Consider the following 21936-nt stretch of genomic DNA (forward strand, 5'->3'; position numbering starts at 1 on the left):
GATGCCCCCAGTCACCAATGATCCGGGGGGTGTAGTCACCGGGGTTCGAAGGCACCAGGGAAATCGCTAATAGGGGCCAGAACCACTGGCAGAACACATGCCTTGAGCCCGACCGTAACGTGGATGCCGAGCCCAGGAGCCACCACAGCATCACCGGCCAGCCGAACCACAATCACTATCCGGTCACATGAGTCGAAGAAGATGAGTGACATGATCACCAACCACGCAGACATCGACGTATTCATCGGCATCGATGTCGGCAAACACAACCACCACGCCGTCGCCTTAGACCGCGACGGAAAACAACTGTTATCGAAGGCGCTGCCGCAGAACGAAACGAAACTGAAGACCCTGCTCACCAGGCTTTCCAAGCACGGAACCCTACTCCTCATCGTCGACCAGCCCGCCACCATCGGGGCGCTACCGGTCGCGGTCGCTCAAGCCGAGGGCATCAGGGTCGCCTACTTGCCTGGGTTGGCGATGCGCCGCATCGCCGACCTCCACCCCGGTGAGGCCAAGACCGATGCCCGAGACGCTGCGATCATCGCTGACGCCGCCCGGACCATGCCCCAGACGCTACGGGGCATCCGCGTGGCGGATGAGAATGTCGCCGAGTTGTCGATGCTGTGCGGGTACGACGATGACCTCGCGAAACAGGCCACCGCAACATCGAATCGGATCCGCGGGCTGCTCACTCAAATTCACCCCGGTTTAGAGACCGTGATCGGTCCGCACTTGGATCATCCGGCCATGCTGGCCCTGCTGGCGAAGTACCCGACACCGAAAGCGCTGAAGCATGCCGGCAAACACCGTGTCGAGACGCTCCTGCGGAAGCAGGCGCCCAGGGCGTGGAAACGGTGGGCGGCAGCGATCTTCACAGCCCTCGAGGGGCAGACAGTGGTGGTGTCGGGCACCGACGCCGCGGGACTCGTCCTGCCCCAGTTGGCAACGTCGTTGGCGCAGACACGAACGTCACGAGACGAAGTCTTGGTGCGGATCGAGGAGCTGGTTGAGGAGCATCCGCTTTTCGGGCTCCTGACGTCGATGCCGGCAGTCGGCGTCAGGACCGCAGCAAGGATCCTGACCGAAGTGGTAGGTAAGGACTTCGAATCAGCCGGACACCTCGCATCCTATGCCGGACTGGCACCGGTGACGTGGCGGTCGGGAACGTCGATTCGAGGTGATCATTCCTCGCGTCGGGGCAACAAGGTCCTCAAACGAGCCTTGTTTCTGTCTGCATTCGCGGCGTTGAAAGACCCGCTGTCGAAGGCGTATTACGACAAGAAACGTGCCGAGCATAAGAAGCACAACCAGGCACTGATCGCGTTAGCGCGCAGGCGCTGCAACGTCCTCTACGCCATGTTGCGTGACGGTGCCTACTTCCATGTGTCTGAGGCGGTCACTGCTGCCTGAACCGTACTGAAACGAAGCACCTGATCAGTCTGGGAGATGGTTCCCGGACCGATCATCCCTGCCGTCCGAGACCCGGCGAATATTCTTGAAGAATCTGACCGCTACCCCTTGACCTAAACCTTGATCCACCGATGCGAGTAGCCGGATCAAGCCGCGCGTGAAATGGAAATGCCCCTCCTGAACTGGGAAAATGGTGATGTTCTAAGTCTCCATATCCCGCACAGAAAGGGGCACCTCTCAGGTGCTATTCAACCACACACCCACGACTGTGTCCCATTCCTTCGACGATGAGAATCTCACCGCGACCACCGGGCTGGTCCCGATCATGGCACTGGCCCAGAACGCTGGCCTGCCAGACCTTGCTGATGACCGTCTGACCGTGACCACTACCGGGGCCGATAAAGGCGCGAATCCGGCAGCGAAACTCGCCACCCTCGTCGGCGGAATGGCTGCCGGGGCTGACTCGATCGATGACATGAACATCCTCCGCCACGGCGGCATGAAACACCTCTTCGACCGCGTCTATGCCCCTTCGACTCTGGGTTCATTCCTCCGCTCCTTTGCCTTCGGCCATGTGAGACAACTCGACGCGATCTCCTCCCGCTTCCTGACCAATCTCAATGAACACACGCCGCTGCTGCCGGCCAGTCAGGAGAACGCGCAATCATCGACAGTCTTCGTCGATGTCGACGACACCGTCATCGACGTTCACTCCGCGTCGAAGCAGGGAGCTGGGTTCGGCTACCAGGGCAGTCGCGGCCTCAACGCACTATTGGCTACCGCCTCAACCAGCAGCTCCAACCAGCTCATCGTGGGCCAGCGTCTGCGCAAAGGCTCAACGTCGTCAGCACGTGGTGCTGACAAGTTCGTCTCCGACGCTGTGGCCACCACCAAACGCATCAGCCCTGGTGCTGCGGTGCTCATTCGCGCTGATTCGGCGTACTACTCGTCGACCGTGACCAAAGCCGCCCATGATGCCGGGGCCAATGTGTCGATCACGGTACGTATGGACAAGAGGGTCAAAGCAGCGATCGGAACGATCAGCGATGACGCATGGACTGGCATCGAGTATCCCGATGCGATCTATGACGAGGACACCGGTGCCTGGGTCAGTAAGGCTGAAGTCGCTGAAGTCCCATTCACCGCGTTCACCTCGAAGAAGAAAGCGCTGCAAGCTACGGGCCGTCTGGTGGTCAGACGCATCCCCGAACTCAATGAGACCAAACGCGCTGCCGGACAAGACGCTTTGTTCGATCTGTTCCGGTACCACGCGTTCTTCACCACCGTCGATCGGAATCGTTTCGACGCTGTCGCTGCTGATCACATGCACCGCAAGCACGCGATCATCGAGCAGATCAATGCGGAGCTGAAGAATGGTGCCCTGGCGCATATGCCCTCCGGGGTGTTCAACGCCAACGCCGCCTGGCTCGCAGTCGCAGCGATCACTCACAACTTACTGCGGGCTGCTGCCGGACTCATCGGCGGGCGAATGACCAAAGTGCGCGCCCAGACGCTGCGGACACGAATCATCGGGGTTCCGGCCCGGGTTGCTCACCGAGCCAGGAAACTCATCCTCCACCTGCCAAGAGCCTGGCCGTGGGCGACAGAATTCTCCCGGTTATGGCAATCGGCATTGGGACCACCCCGGACGGTGTCGGCCTGACCAATCCGCCCTTGAAAAGGGGGCCCGAGACCGCAGTCATGGAGGACGCTCGGGGAAGCTCAGTGTGGAAGAGACCGGTGAGAGACCGGGACACTACTTCCTGCCCACTCATCGCGTCCGAACTCAAATTCGAGTGAACTCCCGGACATCAAGCAGATCGGTGGATCAAGGCTAAAACATAGGGGCACCCCCCCCCGACCGCAGCACCGTCCGGCGATCCTCCCCGGCCGCAGCACCGTCCGGCGACGACTTCCCGCGACGCCCACCGACGAACCGGCACACTTGACGCTGGGCAGCCCAGTTCCAAACTTGGGCAGCCCAGCGCAGAGTGTGCCGCTTCACCTCCGGGCCCCAAGTGGCCTCGCGCACGCAATACGGCATTTACTGGTCGATCCACGGCGGTTTCGGCGTCGAAATCCACGTGGAACGACCAGACAATTCCTCGACCGGGCTCATTTCACGGTTCCGGCCTCCCGCGCATCCTCCGTGCGCCACGGCCCCCTCTTCCCACACGCCCCTCCCGCACTCTCCTCCTGCTATGCGGATATCGCAGTTTGAGACACCGATTCAGCGGCATAGACAATCCACATTGCGATATCCAGCAAAAGAAGATGAAAACTGCGACGGAATCGGTGGAGTAACGCCGCAAATTCCGTTAAGGTGGTCTACCGGTGACGCAGGACACATTCTGCCCTTGGTCACCCGCAGTGAAACGAACCGGTAACGGCTGAGCGCGGGATCTTGCGATCCCCGCTCTCCGAACCGACAATGACATCCTGCAGGGCGCGGACATCGTGGGTCCGCCCTTGTCACGACAACGCAGTCGGGAGGCAGCAGTGGACCCAGTCGTCCCCGTGGACCCAGCAGAGCCAGTGGACCTCGATATCCTCGATGTCACCATCTTCGACGGGCACTCGATACTGCCGGATAATCGTGTGAGCATCCGTGACGGCCTCATCGCCGAGATCGGCACCGGACCCGCTGCTTCCCCTGCCGCCCGCACCATCACCGCAACCGGCAGCCTCCTCACCCCAGGGTTCGTCGATGCCCACGTGCACACGACTTTCGGCGGTCAGGAGTCCCTGGCCTGCGACATCAGCGGCGCCGACGGACTCGCCGACGCGCTGGAGACGGTCCGCTGCTTCGCCATGGACACACCTGACGCCTGGGTCACCGGCGGCGGCTGGTCGATGGCCGACTTCCCCGGCGGCAACCCGACCGCGCAGATCCTCGACGAGGTCACACCCGACCACCCCACCATCCTGCTCAGCGCCGACCACCATTCAGCATGGGTGAACACTGCGGCGCTGAAGATCACTGACCTCGACGCCGGCACTCCGGACCCAGAGGGCGGGATCATCGTCCGCAGCGAATCGGGAGCACCGACCGGATGCCTGCACGAAGCGGCCATCGACCTCGTCTCCGCCCACGTCCCACAGGCCGACGAGGCCGCAGTCCGGGCCGGGCTGCTCGCAGGCCAGAACTACCTCAGCACCCTCGGCGTCACAGCCTGGATGGACGCCATCGTCGGCGACTACGGCGGCCACCGCGATCCCTTCGATTCCTACGTCCGCGCGGAACAGACCGGTGACCTGCATTCCGAGGTCGTCGGCAGCCTGTGGTGGCCGCGTGGAGCCGAAGACATCGACGCCGAGGTGGCCCGCCTGAGCGACCGACGCCGCACCGATGGCCGCTTCCGCACCACCTCGGTGAAATTCATGCTCGACGGCATCGTGGAATCACAGACGGCCGCAATGAGCGCCGAATACACCTGCGCCTGCGGCGGATTCGGGACGAACTACTTCACCCGCGACCACCTCGAGGCCTCCTTCGCGGCCCTCGCCGCCGCCGGCTTCGACATCCACTGCCACGCCATCGGCGACGCGGCAGTGAAGGCCGCACTCGATGCATTCGGGGCCATCGGTGCGAACCCGGACGACGGACGCCGTCACCACATCGCCCACGTCCAGGTTGTCGATCCCGCCGATGTGCCGCGCTTCGCCCAGCTCGGGATCACCGCGAACCTCCAGGCACTGTGGGCCTGCTTCGACCAGCAGATGATCGACCTCAACATCCCCGTCCTCGGACCCGAGCGCTCCGACTGGCAATACCCCTTCGGCTCCTTCGCCCGCGCAGACACCCATCTGGCGATGGGCTCTGACTGGCCGGTATCGACGGCGAACCCCTGGGAAGCCATCCACGTCGCCGTGAACCGTTCACACCCGACAGCCGCGGACACGGCGCCGCTGCTGCCTGCCGAGGCCCTCGACCTGACAACCGCGCTGCGCGCCTACACGGCAGGTTCGGCCGAGCTGCTGCGCTCGGAGATCAACGGACGCATCCGCCCCGGCAGACCAGCGAACCTCGCCCTGGCCGAAAGCAGCCCCTTCGCCCTCGACCCGAGTGAGATCGCCGGCATCGCGAACACGCTGACCATCGTCGACGGCCGCATCGTCTTCGACGCCGCCGCCCCGCACGACGCACCGTCCGCTTCGCCTGCCTCGACCGAAAGGCCATCATGACCACCACAGTCACCACCGAGACGACTCAGCCCACCGGATTCGACCACCTCGAGATCCAAGGCGTGAAGAAGGTCTTCGGCGAGAACACCGCCATCGAACGCCTCGACCTGACCGTGCGCAAGGGCGAATTCCTCTCCCTGCTCGGCCCTTCCGGCTGCGGCAAGACCACCCTGCTGCGGATGATCGCCGGTTTCGAGACCCCCACCGACGGCGCGATTCTGCTCGCCGGCAAGGACATCGTGTCCCTGCCGCCGCACCGCCGGCCCGTCAACACGGTGTTCCAGTCGTACCTGCTTTTCCCGCATATGAACATCGCCGACAACATCGCCTACGGACTCAAGCAGGCGAAGGTGCCCAAACCCGAGATCGCACAGCGGGTCCGCGAATCCCTGGAGCTCGTCCAGATGGAGGACTTCGCCGGGCGCAGGCCCGAACAGCTCTCCGGCGGCCAACAGCAGCGCATCGCCTTGGCCCGGGCGCTGGTCAACCGGCCGCAGGTCCTCCTCCTCGACGAGCCGATGTCAGCGCTCGACCGGAAGCTGCGCGAGGAGATGCAGCTCGAGCTCAAACGTCTGCATACGAAGCTCGACACGACCTTCGTCTTCGTCACCCATGACCAGGATGAGGCGCTGGCGATGAGCGACCGCATCGTCGTCATGTACGACGGCGTCATCCAGCAGATCGGCTCCGGTGAGGACATCTACGCGAATCCGCACAACGGCTTCGTCGCCGGCTTCATCGGCAAGCAGAACTTCATCCCCGCCGAGGTGGCTGCCACCGATTCGACGACCGCGACCCTGCGCACGGCCAACGCCGTGCTCACAGCCCCGACGCTGACTCTCAGACCGGCCACCGCCGCTGGTGAGCCCCGACCTCTCGAGATCGGCGACCGGGTGCGTGCAGCCATCCGCCCCGAACGGATGCACGTCGCCCCGGCAGGTGAGAACTCCGGTGAGGCGAACACGGCGCGTGGTTCAGTGATCTCGTACTCGTTCCTCGGCGATGTCATCCAGTACATGATCTCCGTCGGTGACAACGATGAGATCCTTGCCCGCGTCCCCGCCGCCGGGCGGGAGCCGATCAGCGCCGGCACCGAGGTGGAGCTGAGTTGGGATGTCGACGCCGTCGCCGTCTACGACGGGGAGCCCGGAGCGCTCGGCGCCGCGCGCGAAGGTGGTGCCTGAGATGGCACCGGTGAGACCCGATGTGACGTTCCTGGCGCCGCGGGCCGCCTCGGCGAGGTTGAGCCGGCGAGCGCTGTTGGCCGGGTTCGGCGTGGTCGGCCTCGGGGCGCTGAGTGCCTGCGGGAAGACCACGAAGATGGCGGCGTCGCCGCCGACGGACGGCGAGCTCGAGTCGAAGCTCAACCTCTACTCCTGGGGCGACTACGACAATCCCGAGCTCCTCGAAGCCTTCAAATCACAGAACGACATCCTCGTCCAGGTAGATGCCTACGGGTCGAATGAAGAGCTCGTGGCGAAGCTCTCGACCTCGCGCGGGACCTCCGGCTATGACGTGGTCGTGCCGACGGGTTCGAACATTCCGCAGATGCTCGAACACGATCTGCTCCAGGAACTCGACCTCAGCCTGATCCCGAACTTCGAGCATATGGACCCGAACTTCACGCATCAGTACTTCGACCCCGACAACACATACTCGATCTGCAAGGCGTGGGGCACCACGGGGTTCGTCTTCAACACGACGAAGATCGACCGGGATCTCACCAGCTGGCAGGACTTCCTCGACGCCGCGCAGAAGGAAGCCGCCGGCACGACCGCGCTGCTCGAGGATCCGTGGGAGGTCTCGGCGATCGCTCTGGGAGCGCTCGGCTTCAGCCTCAACACCGAGGACGAAGGGGAGCTCGACGAGGCCCGGGACATCATCGTCGACGATCTGGCCCCGAACGTGAAAGCCTATGTCGGCAATGCCGCCACCAGCATGATCCAAGGCAGCTTCACTCTTCTGCACGCCTACAACGGCGACGCCCGGCAGGGTCTGACCGAGGTCAAGGATCCGGAGAACTGGAAGTTCGTGTTCCCCACCCCCTCGGCGAATCTGTGGATGGACTGCTGGGCGATCGCCACCGGGGCCCCGCACCCGGATTCCGCCCACGCCTTCATCAATCAGATGATCTCCCCGGACACTGCGGTCGAGCAGCTCGACTACATCGGCTACCCGATCGGGACGAAGGGACTGGCAGAGCAGGCGAAGAAGGCTGAACTCGACGAGCAGGACCTCATCTTCCCTGACCAGAAGGTCCTCGACCGTCTCGAACCGAGCAAGCAGACTCCGGCCGATCAGATCCGGACGAAGATCCTCACCGACGCCCAGGCCAGGAGCGGAGCATGAGCACTCAGACACGACCGAAGCAGCCTCGATCGAAGAGGCCCGCGACGAAGTTCTTCGGCCCAGCGGCCATGTCCTTTCCGACGTGGGCCTATGCACTGTTCTTCTTCATCATTCCCCTGGCGCTGATCGTCTTCTACAGCTTCGGGTACAAGCCCGACCAATTCACCGCCATCGCCACCGACCACCTGTCCTTCGACCGGTATCCCGAGGCGATGAGCGCAAGCTTCGTCTCGACGTTCTTCGCGACCCTGCGCATCTCGCTGCTCGGCACCCTGCTGTGTCTGCTCATCGCCCTGCCGTTCGCTTACTGGTTGGCGATCAAGGTCGCACCCGCCCGCAGGTCTCTGGCTCTGGCTCTGGTGATGGTGCCGTTCTGGACGAACTTCCTCGTCCGCACCCTCGGTTGGCAGATCATGCTCTCCCCCGACGGGTTCCTGTCGAACTGGATGCAGAGCCTCGGGCTCCTCGACGGCCCACTCGACATCCTCTACACCCGAACGGCCGTGCAGATCGGCGTCGTCTACAACTATCTGCCGCTGATGATCCTGCCCCTGTTCGTCGCCATCGATGCCTCGGGCAAGAAGCTGCGAGAGGCCAGCTACGACCTCGGTGCCGGGAAAGTGAAGACGTTCCTGCGGGTGACGCTGCCGATGGCGATGCCAGGAGTCGTCTCCGGCTGCCTGCTCGTATTCATCCCGCTCAACGGTGACTACGTCACGGCGACCGTCCTCGGCGGGGCGAGCGGATCGATGGTCGGTCAGCTCATCGCCAATCAGTTCAACACCGCTCAGAACTGGGCGGTCGGTGCGGCGATGGCGATGATCCTCATCATCTCCACCTTGGTCGTCGTCGGGGTCGGCTTCGCTCTGCTCAAGCTCGGGCAGACGATCACGGCCAGACTCAACAGTGTTCCGCTGCACGACGGGAGGGCTTGAGATGCCAAGCAAGAACACATTCGCACGCCGGACACCGACCGATATCGCTCTGCACGTCTGGGGCATCCTCGTCTTCGTCTACCTGTTCGTGCCGATCGCTGTGATCATCGCCTATTCGTTCAACAACGGCAAGGTGCTCGCGAACTTCCGCGGCTTCGGCCTGCACGCGTACATCAGCGGCATCAACAACGACATCATCGTCTCCTCGATCGTCACGAGCCTGCAGGCCGCCGTGGGCACTGCCATCGTCTCAACGATCTTCGGCACGCTCGGCGGAGTCGCCCTGGCCAGGGCTCGCAGGGGCGCATGGTGGGCGCTGGGCCTGACCGCGATCCTCGGACTGACCCTGGTCACGCCCGAGATCGTCGACGGCATCTCATTCCTGCCGTGGTTCGTCACCGTCGGCGTCGATTGGGGCATCACTCCGCTCAACAACGGCTTGGTCAGGCTGATCATCTCGCATGCGATGTTCTCCATGGCGATCGTGACCTTCATCGTCAGAGCCCGGCTCGCCGGCATGGACACCCAGCTCGAAGATGCAGCCGCCGACCTCGGAGCGACCCCGTGGAACCGGTTCAAGGACATCACCCTGCCGATCGCGGCTCCCGGCATCCTCGCCGGCGCTCTGATGTCGTTCACCGTCAGCCTCGACAACACGATCCTCTCGAGCTTCGTCCAACAGCCCGGTTACACTCCCTGGCCGGTCTACATCTTCTCCGCCGTCCGCGTGGCTCTGCGCCCCGAAGTCGCGGCGATGTCGACGGTGATGTTCGTGCTCACCCTCGCCGCGCTCGGCTTCGTGGGATTCGTCCTGCGCAAGGCCGGCGGCAACGCCACGGAGATCATCAAGACGATGGCCGGATGATGTCTGCCATCCCCTCGCCGAGGCAGGGCTCCGGGCTCTGCCCAACCGCACCCGCCGTCCGGTGGGGTGCACACCGACCGCACCACCAGGAAAGTGAAGTGACATGGACGTGCACGCCGCATTGGCCGACGCCTCGACCGTTCCGTTCTGGCTCGACTCCGAAGAGCGCCCCGCACCATTGCCGCCGCTGACCGGGAACCGCACCGCCGAACTCCTCGTCGTCGGCGGCGGATTCACGGGTCTGTGGACCGCGCTCCAGGCGAAGGAACGCGACCCTGACCGGCACGTCGTCCTCGTCGAGGCGAACTCGATCGGGTGGGCCGCCTCGGGGCGCAACGGCGGATTCTGCGCGGCCAGCCTCACCCACGGCTATGACAACGGTGAGTCACACCTGCCGGATGAGAACGAGCGGCTCGCGCAGCTGGGGCGGGAGAACCTCGACGCGATCGAGGCGGCCGTCGAGAAGTATGGGATGGACGTCGAGTTCGAACGTACGGGTGAGCTCGACGTCGCCACCGAGGACTACCAGGTCACCGAGCTGCGCGAGGCCCACGATCCTGAGTCCGGATTCGTCTTCTACGATCAGCAGCAGCTGGCCGAGCTCGTGAAGTCCCCGACATACAAGGGTGCCCTGTGGGACTCTCGCGAGGTCGCGATGCTCAACCCCGCCAAGCTGTGTTGGGAGCTGCTGCGCGTCATCCGCGAACTCGGAGTCGAGGTCTTCGAAGGCACGAAGGTCACCGACGTCAGCGATCGGAAGTCGTATGTGCAGGTGCGCGTCGAAGCGACTGGGAGCACCGGGACGACAGCAGGCGGCTCAGCCGACTCGGCGCCGTCCGGTGCGACGATCACAGCCGAGCGCGTCGCTCTGGCGACGAACGCCTTCCCCTCCCTGCTCAAACGCGTCAGCCTCCACACGGTCCCGGTCTACGACTATGCGCTCATGACCGAACCGCTGACCGACGAGCAGATGGCCGCGATCGGGTGGGAGGGCCGCCAGGGCATCGGCGACTGTGCGAATCGCTTCCATTACTACCGGCTGAGCGCGGACAACCGGATCCTCTTCGGCGGCTGGGACGCCGTCTACCACTTCGGACGGCAGGTGTCATGGAAGTACGACCAGCGGCCCGAGACCTTTGAGACTCTCGCCGAGCATTTCTTCGCCACATTCCCGCAGCTTGCCGGCCTGAGATTCACGCACAAGTGGGGCGGACCGATCGACACGTGCTCACGGTTCTTCTCGTTCTTCACCTCCGCCTATGGGAAGAAGGTCGCGATGGCCGCCGGGTTCACCGGTCTCGGTGTGGGCGCGTCCCGGTTCGCCGGCACAGTCATGCTCGATCTGCTCTCCGGTGAGGACACAGAGCTGACGGAGCTCGAGATGGTGCGCCGGCTGCCCCTGCCGTTCCCACCCGAACCCGCCGCGTGGTTGGGCATCAAGATGACGACGAATGCGCTGATCAAATCCGATGAGAACGAAGGCCGGCGTGGGCCTCTGCTCAAGGTTCTCGATGCAGTGGGAATGGGCTTTGATTCGTGAGCTCGCATCGGGCCGGTCCGGGGTGCGAGCACCGGGGAGAGGGACCTTTCGCGCTTGATAGACTTTGGGCGAGCGCGGGAGGAATTCCCGAACACTTTCACAAAGGAGCAGTACACGCATGGCACGTGTCGTCGTTGAGGTGATGCCCAAACCCGAGATCCTAGACCCCCAGGGCAAGGCGATCTCGGGCGGACTGGCCCGTCTGGGCTTCACCGGGTTCGGTGAGGTCCGTCAGGGCAAGCGGTTCGAACTCGAGGTCGAAGGCGAAGCCACCGAGGAAGTCCTCGCCCAGGCGCGCGAAGCCGCGGAGACGCTTCTGTCGAACCCCGTGATCGAAAACGTTGTGGCGGTGCGTGTGGCCGAGGATGCATCGTGACTGCTGTCGCTGCTGAACCCGTCGCCGAGGCGGGGGCCGAGTCCGGAGTCTCCATCGGTGTCGTCACGTTCCCGGGAACGCTCGATGACCGAGATGCCGCCCGCGCGGTGCGCCTGGCCGGGGCGGACCCGGTGAACCTGTGGCATGCGGATTCGACTCTGTCCGGAGTCGACGCCGTCATCCTGCCTGGTGGATTCTCGTATGGTGACTATCTGCGCTGCGGTGCGATCGCCGGATTCGCTCCGATCATGGAGTCCGTCGTCGCCGCGGCGAATGCCGGTATGCCGGTGCTCGGCATCTGCAACGGCTTCCAGGTCCTCTGCGAGTCCCACCTGCTGCCCGGTGCGCTGATTCGCAACGATCACCAGCACTTCATCTGCCGCGACCAGGACCTCGTCGTGGAGAACACGGACACTGCATGGACAGGCGACTATGAGCGGGGACAGACGATCCGCATTCCGCTGAAGAACGGTGAGGGCGGGTTCGTCGCACCCGAAGAGGTGCTCGACGAGCTCGAGTCCACCGGGCGTGTGGTCTTCCGCTACCAGGGCTCCAACCCGAACGGTTCGCTGCGTGACATCGCCGGGATCACGAACGAAGCAGGCAACGTCGTCGGCCTCATGCCGCACCCTGAGCACGCCGTCGAGGCCGGCTTCGGCCCCGAGGACGGCGGTGGAATCGACGGTCAGGGGTTCTTCTCCTCGGCCGTGCGCACGCTCGTCGCCAAGGGCTGATTGGGAGTCAGGCCCCGCGCTTCGGTTCCATACTGAAGTGCGGGGCCTGAGTTCTGCGCTCTGCCTGGACTCAGTCGTCGGCCCAGTCGAGTCCGACGGCGGTCTCGAGAGTGCTGTTCGTCGCATGCAGCGGGACGGCCCAGGTCTTATCTCCGACGATGCCGTCGGTGTCGACCCCACCCCATTTCTGAAAGCCCTCCACGGACTTCTTGGTGCCGGCCCCGAAGTCGCCGTCGGCTTCGCCTGGCGAGGGCCAGTCGCCGCTGTCAGCTCCTGCGATGAGGACCTCCTGCAGATCGCGGACGACGTCGCCCTTCGACCCGGTCTTCAGCAGGGGCATCGGTCCGCCGCTGGGCAGGGCTTCCCAGGTTTCGTCGCCGACGATCCCGTCGTCCTTCAGTCCGGCACTCTTCTGAAACCTCTTGACCCCTGCTTCGGTGTCCGGCCCGAAATCACCGTCGACATCGACGCTGAGATCGGGTGTCCTCCGAAGGGCTCGCTGAGCTCGCAGGACTGCGGTGCCTGTGTCGCCGCGTTTGATTGTGGGCTGTCCGGGATTGGACATGATTCTGCTCCTCTGTCATCAGTGTCATGGAAGCTTCCTTGCCGCCATGACGACAAAGCTAGGGCCGTTGGTCCTGCCCCATCAAGGCTCCGACGAGACTCAGCCTGAGTGCACGCGAAATGGTTCGGCAGTGCCACAGATCGGCCCCGGTTCTTCGACTCGAAGTCGGGGAACCGGGGCCGATCGTTGCCGCCAGGACCGCCTCTCGCCGTCGGGCCGGGTGGAGTCACCAACCCGACGGGGCGCCGGTCACTGTCAGTTCTTGTTCTTCCGGCGGGCCAAGGCGATGGCCGCCCCACCGCCGAGGATGAGCAGTGCGCCTGCGGTCAGGCCGGTGAGCTCAGCGCCGGTGCGCGGCATCGATGAGCCTCCGCCGGTGCTGCCTGCTTCACCGGAGTCGCCTCCGTCTCCGCCGCCGGATTCACCGCCGGTGACGACGAACTCGCCCGACCTGCTGACATCCATACAATCGGCAACGACCTTGTAGCTGCCGACATAGTATGCCGGATCGTCACCGAGGCCATAGACCTGGATTCCGGCCGCGCCGTCCTCATCAGCCGTTGCCGTCTGCTCGTAGAGCTTCTCGTCCCCGGAGTAGACCTCGAAATGCACTTCGGCGTCGGCTGCGCAGTCGGTGATTGTCATCTGCACACCCTTGTCCCTGTCGATGAAGTCGACTCCGGAGATTCGTTCGGGGTCGATAGAGAGCTTCGGGTCGACGACGCTGCCGTCATCGGTGACGGTGAAGGTGGTCTCTGCGCTCTTGTCACCGCAGGATGCCATGACGAGGAAATCGTCGGCCCAGCCGGCTCCTCCTTCTTCCGGAGTGAACTGGACGGATCCGGCTGCGTCCTCTCCGGCCTTCTGGGTCTCCTTCCAGACCTCGGTGTCGGGATCGCGTTTGGTGCTCACCCGGAACGTCACATCTGAATCGACGTGACAGTTGACCAGAGTCATGTTGACACCGTTCTCCAGGAAATCGTGCAGCTTCTGGATCTTCGGCGTGACGGTGAGGTCCGCGTCGGCTCCGTCGTCGTCCTCAGTGACCGAGTACGTCGTCTCCACGTTCGTGTCACCGCACGTCGCGCTGACCACGAAGTCATCGATCCATCCATCGCCACCGGTGCCGGGCATGAAGGATGTGGACACCGAACCGTCGTCACCGGCGGTCTTCGTCTCTTCCCAGATGTTTGTGTCGTCGCCCTTGCGGACGATGGTGACGGTCACGTCTTCGCCTGCCTCGCAGCCGTTCACGGTGATGTCGACACCGTTGTCGAGATACGAATCGATCCCTTGACTCTGCGGATCGACGCTGACGGCTGCCTCCGAGCCGTCATCGTTTTCGGTGATCTCCACGCTTCCGGTGAACGTCTTCGACTCCTGACCGTCGCGGGCGACAGTCACAGTGACATCGACGACGTCGCCGACCTTGAGCTCCGTGTTTCCGCGGAGGTCTCCGGCGAACGTTCCGTCGCTGTCGACGGTGATCGAGCCGTTCTCGCCTGGCTCGGCAGTGACGGTGTCTCCTGCTTTGAGGCCGGTGATGGTGTACGGGATGGCTTTCGCCGCCTCGTCAACAGGCATGGTCGACTGGTCGAGGGAGAATGAGGCATCGATCGGGGTCGAGTCCTCAGTCGGCTCATCCGAGCCTTCGTCGGGGTCGGTCGATTCGTCACTGTCGCCGGGATCAGCTGCGTCCTCGTCGCCTCCCGGGTCAGTGGATTGCTCCCCGTCACCGGGTTCGGTGGGTGTGCCGTCGTCACCGGCGTCCTCACCGGGGTCAGTGGGCGGGTTCTCCGTGCCCGGGGTGTCGGCTTCTGCGTTTCCTGCATCCCCCGCAGCTTGGATGTCCGTCGTCTCGGTGGCTGAACTGTCGTCAGCCTGCGCAACCGCCGGACTCAGTCCTCCGAGGGAGAGAGCCAAGGCGAATGTTGCCGCCATTGCCAACCGTTTCATGATGGTCCTTCCAGAGTTCTGGCCGGTTGCCGTTTTCAGTTGTGGCAAGGACCATACGCAGGCAATGGCGAGTGCACGACTTTAGTTCATTTAGGTCATGACAGAAGTGATAGAGCCGTTTTGCCGAATATTTATCACTTCGCAACATCGTTCGCTCATCGCGTTTCCAGCAACATGTCTGTGTGTGCCGACGGCTGTGCTCTCACCTGCACAGCAACGTCGATACAGGGCGAGAACCCGCACGGACCATCGTTGAGAACAGTGTCACGTTCAGGTTGAATTCGGCGTTTCGGGCGGAGAAAACGTTATGGCGGATTATTGCCCGTCGCCTGATTTCTGCGGTGAATGCGACGCAGGGTCCACGAGCTCGAACTCGTGGACCCTGCGACTGTGTTGAAGGTTCAGGCCCGCTGCGGGGGATCTGCCTCTGCCGGCGACTCGGCGCTTTCAGCGTCCGAGTTCGTCCCGTCCGCTCCGTCATCATCGGAGGTCCCCGCCTCGTCGACCGGTGCACCGGCTTCGGTCTCCGCGAGGACTTCGGCGGTGAACTGCTCCTCGGCATCCTCCCCGCGGAACTGTGACATGTACAGGCGGTAGTAGGCGCCTTCGGCCGCGAGCAGCTGATCGTGATTGCCGTGTTCGACGATCGCTCCGTCCTCCATCACGAGGATGGTGTCGGCGTCGCGGATCGTCGACAGCCGGTGGGCGATGACGAACGACGTCCGATCGGTCCGCAGTGCCGCCATCGCCTGCTGCACGAGCACCTCGGTGCGGGTGTCGACCGAAGAGGTCGCCTCATCGAGGATGAGCAGTGAGGGGTCGGCGAGGAAGGCTCGGGCGATGGTGATCAGCTGACGCTCACCGGCCGAGACGCTGCCGCCGTCGGAGTCGATGACGGTGTCATAGCCGTCGGGCAGCTGCCGCACGAACCGGTCGACCATCGTCGCCTGGGCGGCCGCGACGACTTCCTCATCGGTGGCACCCAGCCGACCGTAACGGATGTTGTCGGCGATCGTGCCTTCGAACAGCCAGGCGTCCTGGAGGACCATGCCCACGTGGGAACGCAGGTCGGCGCGGCTGAGCTCGCGGGTGTCGATGCCGTCGACGAAGATGGTGCCTCCCGTGATCTCGTAGAAGCGCATCACGAGGTTGACCAGTGTGGTCTTGCCGGCACCGGTCGGGCCGACGATCGCCACCGTATGACCCGGCTCTGCGGTGAAGGACACCTTTTCGATGAGGGGCGTCTCCGGAGCGTAGCGGAAGCTCACCTCGGAGAATTCGACCTTTCCGGGCGTCCGCGGCGGCAGCTGCTGCAGCACCTCGTCCGGGTCCTCCTCCTCGGCGTCGAGCAGCTCGAAGGTCCGTTCCGCCGAGGCGACACCGGACTGGAGCATGTTCGCGACACCGGCCATCTCGGAGATCGGCTGTGAGAACTCACGTGAGTACTGGATGAACGCGGTTGCATCGCCGAGCGTCATCTGTCCCGTGGCAACTCTGAGGCCGCCGGCGACGGCGATGAGGACATAGCTGAGATAGGACACGAACTGCATCGAGGGCATGATCATGCCGGAGACGAACTGTGCCCCCGCAGAGGCTTTGTACAGCGATTCGTTGCGACGGTCGAACTCCTCGAGCATGACCTCGTCACGGCCGAAGGCGCGGACGATGTCGAGCCCGGAGAACGATTCTTCGACGTGTCCGTTGACTTCACCGGTGTGCTTCCACTGCGCCTTGAACAGCTTCTGTGATCGGGTGCCGATGACACCGGCGATGATCGCCGACAGCGGCAGGGCGATGAGAGCGAGCAGTGCGAGCTGCCAGGACACGATGAACATCATCACGCCGATGCCGATGATCGTCAGCGCCGACTGCACGAGTTGCGAGAACGCCTGCTGCAGGGCCTGTTGGATATTGTCGACGTCATTGGTCACTCGCGACATGATGTCGCCGCGCTGCCGGGTGTCGAAGTAGCGCAGCGGCAGGCGGTTGATCTTGCGTTCGATATCCTCACGCAGTCGGTAGACCACGCGCATCACCAGGGCGTTGAGGATATAGCCCTGCGCCCACATGAGCATCGAGGCAACGAGGTACATGAGCAGGACGATGATGATGATCTGCCCGAGCGCAGTGAAGTCGATTCCCTGTCCGGGCACCACCTCGGCGGTGGCGAGCATATCGGCGAAGTCGTCCCGGCCCTCGGCCCGGGCACCGGCGATGATGTCATCGATGTTCGCGCCCTCGGGCAGCTGAGCGCCGATGATTCCGGAGTAGACGACGTCCATCGCCTTGCCGAGCACCTTGGGGGCGATGACAGTGAGGACGACGGAGCCGACGACGAGGGCGACGACGTAGATCATGCCCTTCTTCTCGCTGGCCATGAGTCCGAACAGCCGCTTGACCGAGGGCCAGAAGTGCTTGGCCTTGCGCGGAGGCGCGCCTCCGCTCGTCTCGAGCTCTTCGCCGCTGGGAATGTATTCGTCTTCCGCAGCCACCACGGTCTCGGTTGAGGTGTCGTTGGCCATGTCAGTTCACCTCTTCCGTGGTCAGCTGTGATTCGATGATCTCCCGGTAGGTCGGGTTCGTCTCCGCGAGTTCCTCATGAGTGCCGCGGCCGACGATCTTCCCGGCTTCGAGGACGATGATCTGATCGGCGTCGCGGATCGTCGAGACGCGTTGGGCGACGACGATGACCGTGGCCTCCCCAGTCGACTCGTCGAGTGCCGCCCGCAGCCGTGCATCGGTGGCGACGTCGAGGGCGGAGAACGAATCGTCGAAGACGTAGACCTGCGGCTTCACCGTCAGGGCTCTGGCGATGCACAGGCGCTGGCGCTGCCCGCCGGAATAGTTCGTGCCTCCCTGGGCGACGCGTTCCTCGAGCTGGGCGTCCTTCTCGGCCACGAAGTCGTCGGCCTGGGCGATGCGCAGGGCCTCCCACAGCTCTGCTTCGGTGGCGTCCTCATTGCCGAATCGCAGGTTCGAGGCGATCGTTCCGGAGAACAGGTACGGTTTCTGCGGCACCAGACCGATCAGCTGAGCCAGCTGGTGGCGGTTGAACTCGGTGACGGGTGTGCCGTCGATGAGGATCTCGCCTTCCTGCGGGTCGATGAGTCGGGGGATGAGGTTGACGATCGTCGACTTGCCGGCACCGGTGGAGCCGATGATCGCGGTGGTCGTACCTGGCTGGGCAGTGAAGTTCAGTCCTTCGAGGACGGGCACCTCGGCGCCGGGATATCCGAAGGTGACATTGCGGAATTCGAGCTCGCCGCGGCCGGGCATCTCTGTGACACCGGAGGGAATCGCCATCGTGCTGCGGGTGTCGAGGATCTCTGCGATGCGTTCGGCGCAGACGACGGCGCGCGGAATCATCATCATCATGAACACGCCCATCATCACGGCCACGAGGATCTGCAGGAGGTACTGCAGGAATGCGGTCAGCGATCCCACCTCCATCTGACCGGCGTCGACGCGATGACCGCCGAACCACAGGACGGCTGCGGTCGCGAGATGGAGGATCATCATGATGGCGGGGAACATGAGGACGAACAGGTTGCCGACCTTGACCGAAGTTTCGGTCAGGGCGCGGTTGGCATCGGCATAGCGGTCGGTTTCGAAGGGTTCGCGGACAAACGCGCGGATGACGCGGACACCGGTGATCTGTTCGCGCAGAACGCCGTTGATGTCGTCGACCTGACCCTGCATGCGGCGGAACAGCGGCATGAGGAGGTAGACGAGGATGGCGACGACGATGAAGAGGACGGGCACGGAGACCCACACCAGCCAGGACAGCCCCGCATCCTCACGCAGGGCCATGATGATGCCGCCGATGCACATGATCGGTGTCGAGACCATGAAGTTCAGGGTCATGAGCACCAGCATCTGCACCTGTTGGACATCATTGGTGTTGCGGGTGATGAGGGTAGCGGATCCGAACTTGCCGACTTCGAGCATCGACAGGTCGTCGACCTGCCGGTAGATGGCACGGCGGAGGTCCCGGCCCACCCCCATTCCCGTACGGGCGCCGAAGTAGATTGCGGTGATCGCGGTGATGACCTGGACGAGGCAGACGAGCAGCATCGTCATGCCCGTCGACCAGATGAAGTCGGTGTCTCCCTTGGCCACGCCTTCGTCGATGATCCGAGCGTTGAGGCTGGGAAGGTACAGCGCAGCAATGGTCGAGGCCAGCTGCAGGATGACGACCAGAATGATGAACGGCCAATAGCTTCTAGCGTATTTCAGGGACAGGCGGAGTAATGCCACGTTGAACGTCCTGAGTGAAGAGTGACTGATGAATGAGTCGTGAGAGTTGCAAAGCGCAACAGACTACCTTACATGGATTCCCCTCCCGGAGATAGGCGCTCAGACGACGGAACGGGCCGGTCTGCTGAGATCTCTACCTCACCATGAGGCACTGACACGACCCCCGTACCGCGTGCCTCCTCGATTCTCGAGCGCTCCCGCATACGCTTGAAAGCATGAGCTCAACTCTGCAGGACCTGGTCAATCGCGCCGTCTTCTACTCAACTGAGGTGCAGACGCATTTCGGTGCGCTCATCGCCGACGCCGAGTGGGAGGTCGACTTCAGTTCCGACCCGCATCTGACGTTCACGTCTGCCGACGATGTCGTCCTGCGCGCCAGGCCGCATCTGCTCGGTTCGGAGTCGGACCGGGAGAAGACGTGGCTGTGGGGATGGGAGAACGTCAACGAGTTCCCCGACGCCGTCGTCGGTCTCTCCCACGAGGTGCGCAGGTTCGGTGCCGCTGAGGATGTCAGCGAGCTCACGACCCCTGAGCTCTCCCTCGACGAAGAACTCGCACTGCGTCTGACCCTGGCTGCGAAGGAAGCCACCGACAAGTGGGCCCACTACCCTGCCGGCGCCGGTGCCGGAACCACGGTGTGGCTGCTCGTCGATGCTGCCGAGATCGCCCTACCCGCCCCGCAGGTCAAGGTCTCTGTGCGTGCGCTCATGCAGGGACTGACGCAGACGACGGTGACTGACCACCGCGCGGCCATCGAGTCGTATGTCGCCAAGCGCGGCATTCCGACGGCAGAGCTCCCCGAGGGCGGTCTGCGCATGCTGTTCTCCGACGGGTCCGCAGACCTGTCCTTCGACGACCAGCGCCGCATCTCCAATTGCGACCTGAACGAACCGCTTGAGGGCGAGGCCGCCGAGCAGTTCGCCGCAGCCTCGTCAGGCACCCCCGCCGAGGCTGCTTCCGCTCCCGGTGAAACGACCGCAGGTGACCCGACCGCCAAAACGGCTGCCGCCGCGACTTCGGAACCGTCCGTCACCGAGACACAGCCCGCCCCCACCGAAGCGCCCTCCCCGACCGGAGCAGGCGCTCAAACCGGGGACAGCGCTCAGACCAGGGCGGGCGCCGCCACCGGGGCCGATTCGTCGAGAACCGGTACTGAAGCTGCCAGCACGACAGCAGACGAAACGGTCGGCGAGGAGACAGCGCCCGCCTCGGCGCAGGCGACATCCACAGGGGATGTGTCAGAGAACATCGATGCCCCGGCCGCAGAGAAGCCTGAGCCGGTCGCCGACGAAGAAGCACCGGCCGCATCCCGGCCCGTATCCGGTACTGCGGATCAGCAGGAACCCGCGGACGGCTCGGCCAAGGAAGACAAGCCGAAGAAGAAGAGGCTGTTTTCCAAGCTCTTCGGTCGCTGAGGTCGCTTCTGCGACGCCTCGATCGTCAGCGATTGATCGGGGTGTCCGGTCCCCACCGGAAACCCCGGTCGAAGAGGAAGCGGCGTTCGGCATCGCTGCTGATCGTCAGCTCTGCATCTCCGGTACGCAGTGAGAACGACCCGTTGCCGCTCCGCTCGGCAGTGAATCCGATCGCTCCGGAATAGTCGCGCAGCAGGCCCTGCGCGCCCTTCCGGATCGGGAACAGCTTGACGGTGATCGCGTCACCGTCCACGGTGTAGGTGCCGTCCTGGTAGTCGCCGTTGTCGTAGCGGATGCTCATCCGCTTCATACCCTCCCCTATCTGGCCGAAGGCGATCTGAGTGATGTCGTCAGTCGTGTGATCCGTCCCCTTGATCGCGGCCGCCTGGCCCTCGGTTTCGGCGGCGTAGACTCCCGAGATCTCTTCCGGGGTTCCGGGGCGGCCCCAGTTGAGGCCGACGCCGGATACAAGTCCGCTGCCGACGATGATGATGACCGCGAGGATCGGAGAGGCCCACCGGGTGATTCCAGCGAAGATGCGGTTGTGGGATACGACCCCGCTGACGGCAGGACCCGTCGCCCGCCCGAGGACGAACCGTACGACGCGGGGGACATTGGGAATGAGCAGAATCAGGCCGGCCAGCGCCATCGCTCCCGAGAGCTGTTTCACCGGGACGTCGAAGGTGAGGTTGAGAAGGAAGACGATACTCATGTCGATGGCAGCTATGAGCGCGCCGAGCCAGGCTGTGCGACGGAACAGAAGGAGAATCACTGCGATGAGTTCTGCCGCGCCGGCCAGCCCCTGTACGGTCGGAGAGAAGGCCATGAACCGCCACAGCAGGCCCATCGGGCTCATTTCTCCGTACTGGACGAGAGCATCGGAATAGTCGGCGTATCCCATCTGGGTGTGGAATACCTTCGTCCAGGCGTACGGCAGGAGCGAGATGGCGAGCGTCAACCGGAGAAACCAGTGGAGTGCCCACAGGACTCCGACCCAGCGACGTCGGACCGGTCGTGTCATGGAAGCTGAAGTGGAAGCGGAGTCCGTACCGTCGACACGTGACGCCGACGCAGTGAACTGTTCGTCGGTGGTGTTCGTTGAATCAGATGTAGTCATGAACCATACACTACCGACAAGGCGTCCTGCCTGATGTGTGGTTTTCCCAACAGTCGCAGACGAGAGGCCCTGACAACTGCGGTGTTACAAGGTGCGGCGAGTCCACACCGCCGGCTGCCCACCACCCAGCAGCCCACATCTTCAACCTCGTTCAAGCCTTAGCGCATCCATCAACAAGTGCACCTATCGACAAACGCGGTAAGCCTTGAACGAGCGCACACGTACGTGA

16 protein-coding genes are annotated in these 21936 nt (G+C 63.8%); 11 read left to right on the forward strand and 5 right to left on the reverse strand.

The window, feature by feature from the left end:
- Nucleotides 1–210 precede the first annotated feature (210 nt).
- From EB835_RS17150 to purQ, 10 genes are all read left to right on the forward strand, one after another.
- Nucleotides 211–1413 carry an IS110 family RNA-guided transposase gene (locus EB835_RS17150; protein ID WP_135810664.1) on the forward strand — a complete coding sequence of 401 codons (1203 nt, stop codon included), beginning with the start codon at nt 211–213 and terminating at the stop codon, nt 1411–1413.
- Nucleotides 1414–1681: 268 nt separating this feature from the next.
- Entirely contained in the window at nt 1682–3076 is a 1395-nt protein-coding gene (locus tag EB835_RS17155; protein WP_135810665.1) for an IS1380 family transposase, read from the forward strand.
- Between the two features lie 872 nt (nt 3077–3948).
- Entirely contained in the window at nt 3949–5598 is a 1650-nt protein-coding gene (locus EB835_RS17160) for an amidohydrolase (RefSeq protein ID WP_135810666.1), read from the forward strand.
- Nucleotides 5595–6782: an ABC transporter ATP-binding protein gene (locus EB835_RS17165; protein ID WP_135810667.1), complete on the forward strand. Its 1188-nt coding sequence runs from the start codon at nt 5595–5597 to the stop codon at nt 6780–6782. Before EB835_RS17160 ends, EB835_RS17165 begins: the two co-directional genes overlap by 4 nt.
- A gap of 1 nt (nt 6783) precedes the next feature.
- Nucleotides 6784–7947, forward strand: a complete 1164-nt coding sequence (locus EB835_RS17170) for a polyamine ABC transporter substrate-binding protein (protein ID WP_135810668.1) — start codon at nt 6784–6786, stop codon at nt 7945–7947.
- A complete protein-coding gene (locus EB835_RS17175; RefSeq protein WP_135810669.1) occupies nt 7944–8882 on the forward strand; it encodes an ABC transporter permease in 939 nt (312 codons plus the stop codon). The genes EB835_RS17170 and EB835_RS17175 overlap by 4 nt, the downstream gene beginning before the upstream one ends.
- A gap of 1 nt (nt 8883) precedes the next feature.
- On the forward strand, nt 8884–9747 hold the full coding sequence (locus tag EB835_RS17180; protein ID WP_135810670.1) for an ABC transporter permease: 864 nt from the start codon (nt 8884–8886) through the stop codon (nt 9745–9747).
- Nucleotides 9748–9850: 103 nt separating this feature from the next.
- Nucleotides 9851–11287 carry an NAD(P)/FAD-dependent oxidoreductase gene (locus EB835_RS17185; protein ID WP_135810671.1) on the forward strand — a complete coding sequence of 479 codons (1437 nt, stop codon included), beginning with the start codon at nt 9851–9853 and terminating at the stop codon, nt 11285–11287.
- 118 nt (nt 11288–11405) lie between these two features.
- Nucleotides 11406–11663 (forward strand): phosphoribosylformylglycinamidine synthase subunit PurS, encoded by a 258-nt coding sequence (purS, locus tag EB835_RS17190; protein WP_135810672.1) that lies wholly within the window; start codon nt 11406–11408, stop codon nt 11661–11663.
- The gene (gene purQ, locus EB835_RS17195; protein WP_135810673.1) at nt 11660–12397 is read left to right on the forward strand and encodes a phosphoribosylformylglycinamidine synthase subunit PurQ; all 738 of its coding nucleotides are present in this window, start codon (nt 11660–11662) and stop codon (nt 12395–12397) included. Before purS ends, purQ begins: the two co-directional genes overlap by 4 nt.
- A gap of 70 nt (nt 12398–12467) precedes the next feature.
- Here purQ and EB835_RS17200 read toward each other — a convergent pair whose 3' ends face one another.
- The 4 genes from EB835_RS17200 to EB835_RS17215 all read right to left on the reverse strand — a co-directional run bounded on the left by EB835_RS17200 (nt 12468) and on the right by EB835_RS17215 (nt 19175).
- Nucleotides 12468–12962: a peptidoglycan-binding domain-containing protein gene (locus tag EB835_RS17200; RefSeq protein ID WP_135810674.1), complete on the reverse strand. Its 495-nt coding sequence runs from the start codon at nt 12960–12962 to the stop codon at nt 12468–12470.
- A gap of 255 nt (nt 12963–13217) precedes the next feature.
- Entirely contained in the window at nt 13218–14918 is a 1701-nt protein-coding gene (locus EB835_RS17205; protein WP_135810675.1) for an LPXTG cell wall anchor domain-containing protein, read from the reverse strand.
- A 401-nt stretch (nt 14919–15319) separates the two neighbouring features.
- On the reverse strand, nt 15320–17440 hold the full coding sequence (locus EB835_RS17210) for an ABC transporter ATP-binding protein (RefSeq protein ID WP_135810676.1): 2121 nt from the start codon (nt 17438–17440) through the stop codon (nt 15320–15322).
- A gap of 1 nt (nt 17441) precedes the next feature.
- On the reverse strand, nt 17442–19175 hold the full coding sequence (locus EB835_RS17215; RefSeq protein ID WP_135810677.1) for an ABC transporter ATP-binding protein: 1734 nt from the start codon (nt 19173–19175) through the stop codon (nt 17442–17444).
- Between the two features lie 215 nt (nt 19176–19390).
- On the opposite strand from EB835_RS17215, the gene EB835_RS17220 reads away from it, so the two are divergent.
- The gene (locus EB835_RS17220) at nt 19391–20590 is read left to right on the forward strand and encodes a DUF6882 domain-containing protein (protein ID WP_135810678.1); all 1200 of its coding nucleotides are present in this window, start codon (nt 19391–19393) and stop codon (nt 20588–20590) included.
- A 25-nt stretch (nt 20591–20615) separates the two neighbouring features.
- Here the strand turns inward: EB835_RS17220 and EB835_RS17225 are convergent, their stop codons facing one another.
- On the reverse strand, nt 20616–21707 hold the full coding sequence (locus EB835_RS17225; protein WP_240688816.1) for a DoxX family protein: 1092 nt from the start codon (nt 21705–21707) through the stop codon (nt 20616–20618).
- Nucleotides 21708–21936: the final 229 nt, after the last annotated feature.

Origin of the sequence: Brevibacterium sp. S22, from assembly GCF_004745485.1 — a bacterium.
Classification (GTDB): domain Bacteria; phylum Actinomycetota; class Actinomycetes; order Actinomycetales; family Brevibacteriaceae; genus Brevibacterium.

Bases quoted from the DNA above. Each gene is read 5' to 3' on its own strand.
- EB835_RS17170 (WP_135810668.1), top strand. From the start codon at position 6,784: ATGGCACCGGTGAGACCCGATGTGACGTTCCTGGCGCCGCGGGCCGCC.
- EB835_RS17205 (WP_135810675.1), bottom strand. From the start codon at position 14,918: ATGAAACGGTTGGCAATGGCGGCAACATTCGCCTTGGCTCTCTCCCTC.
- EB835_RS17210 (WP_135810676.1), bottom strand. From the start codon at position 17,440: ATGGCCAACGACACCTCAACCGAGACCGTGGTGGCTGCGGAAGACGAA.
- EB835_RS17225 (WP_240688816.1), bottom strand. From the start codon at position 21,707: ATGACTACATCTGATTCAACGAACACCACCGACGAACAGTTCACTGCG.
- EB835_RS17185 (WP_135810671.1), top strand. From the start codon at position 9,851: ATGGACGTGCACGCCGCATTGGCCGACGCCTCGACCGTTCCGTTCTGG.
- purS (WP_135810672.1), top strand. From the start codon at position 11,406: ATGGCACGTGTCGTCGTTGAGGTGATGCCCAAACCCGAGATCCTAGAC.
- EB835_RS17165 (WP_135810667.1), top strand. From the start codon at position 5,595: ATGACCACCACAGTCACCACCGAGACGACTCAGCCCACCGGATTCGAC.
- EB835_RS17150 (WP_135810664.1), top strand. From the start codon at position 211: ATGATCACCAACCACGCAGACATCGACGTATTCATCGGCATCGATGTC.
- EB835_RS17180 (WP_135810670.1), top strand. From the start codon at position 8,884: ATGCCAAGCAAGAACACATTCGCACGCCGGACACCGACCGATATCGCT.
- EB835_RS17220 (WP_135810678.1), top strand. From the start codon at position 19,391: ATGAGCTCAACTCTGCAGGACCTGGTCAATCGCGCCGTCTTCTACTCA.
- EB835_RS17175 (WP_135810669.1), top strand. From the start codon at position 7,944: ATGAGCACTCAGACACGACCGAAGCAGCCTCGATCGAAGAGGCCCGCG.
- EB835_RS17200 (WP_135810674.1), bottom strand. From the start codon at position 12,962: ATGTCCAATCCCGGACAGCCCACAATCAAACGCGGCGACACAGGCACC.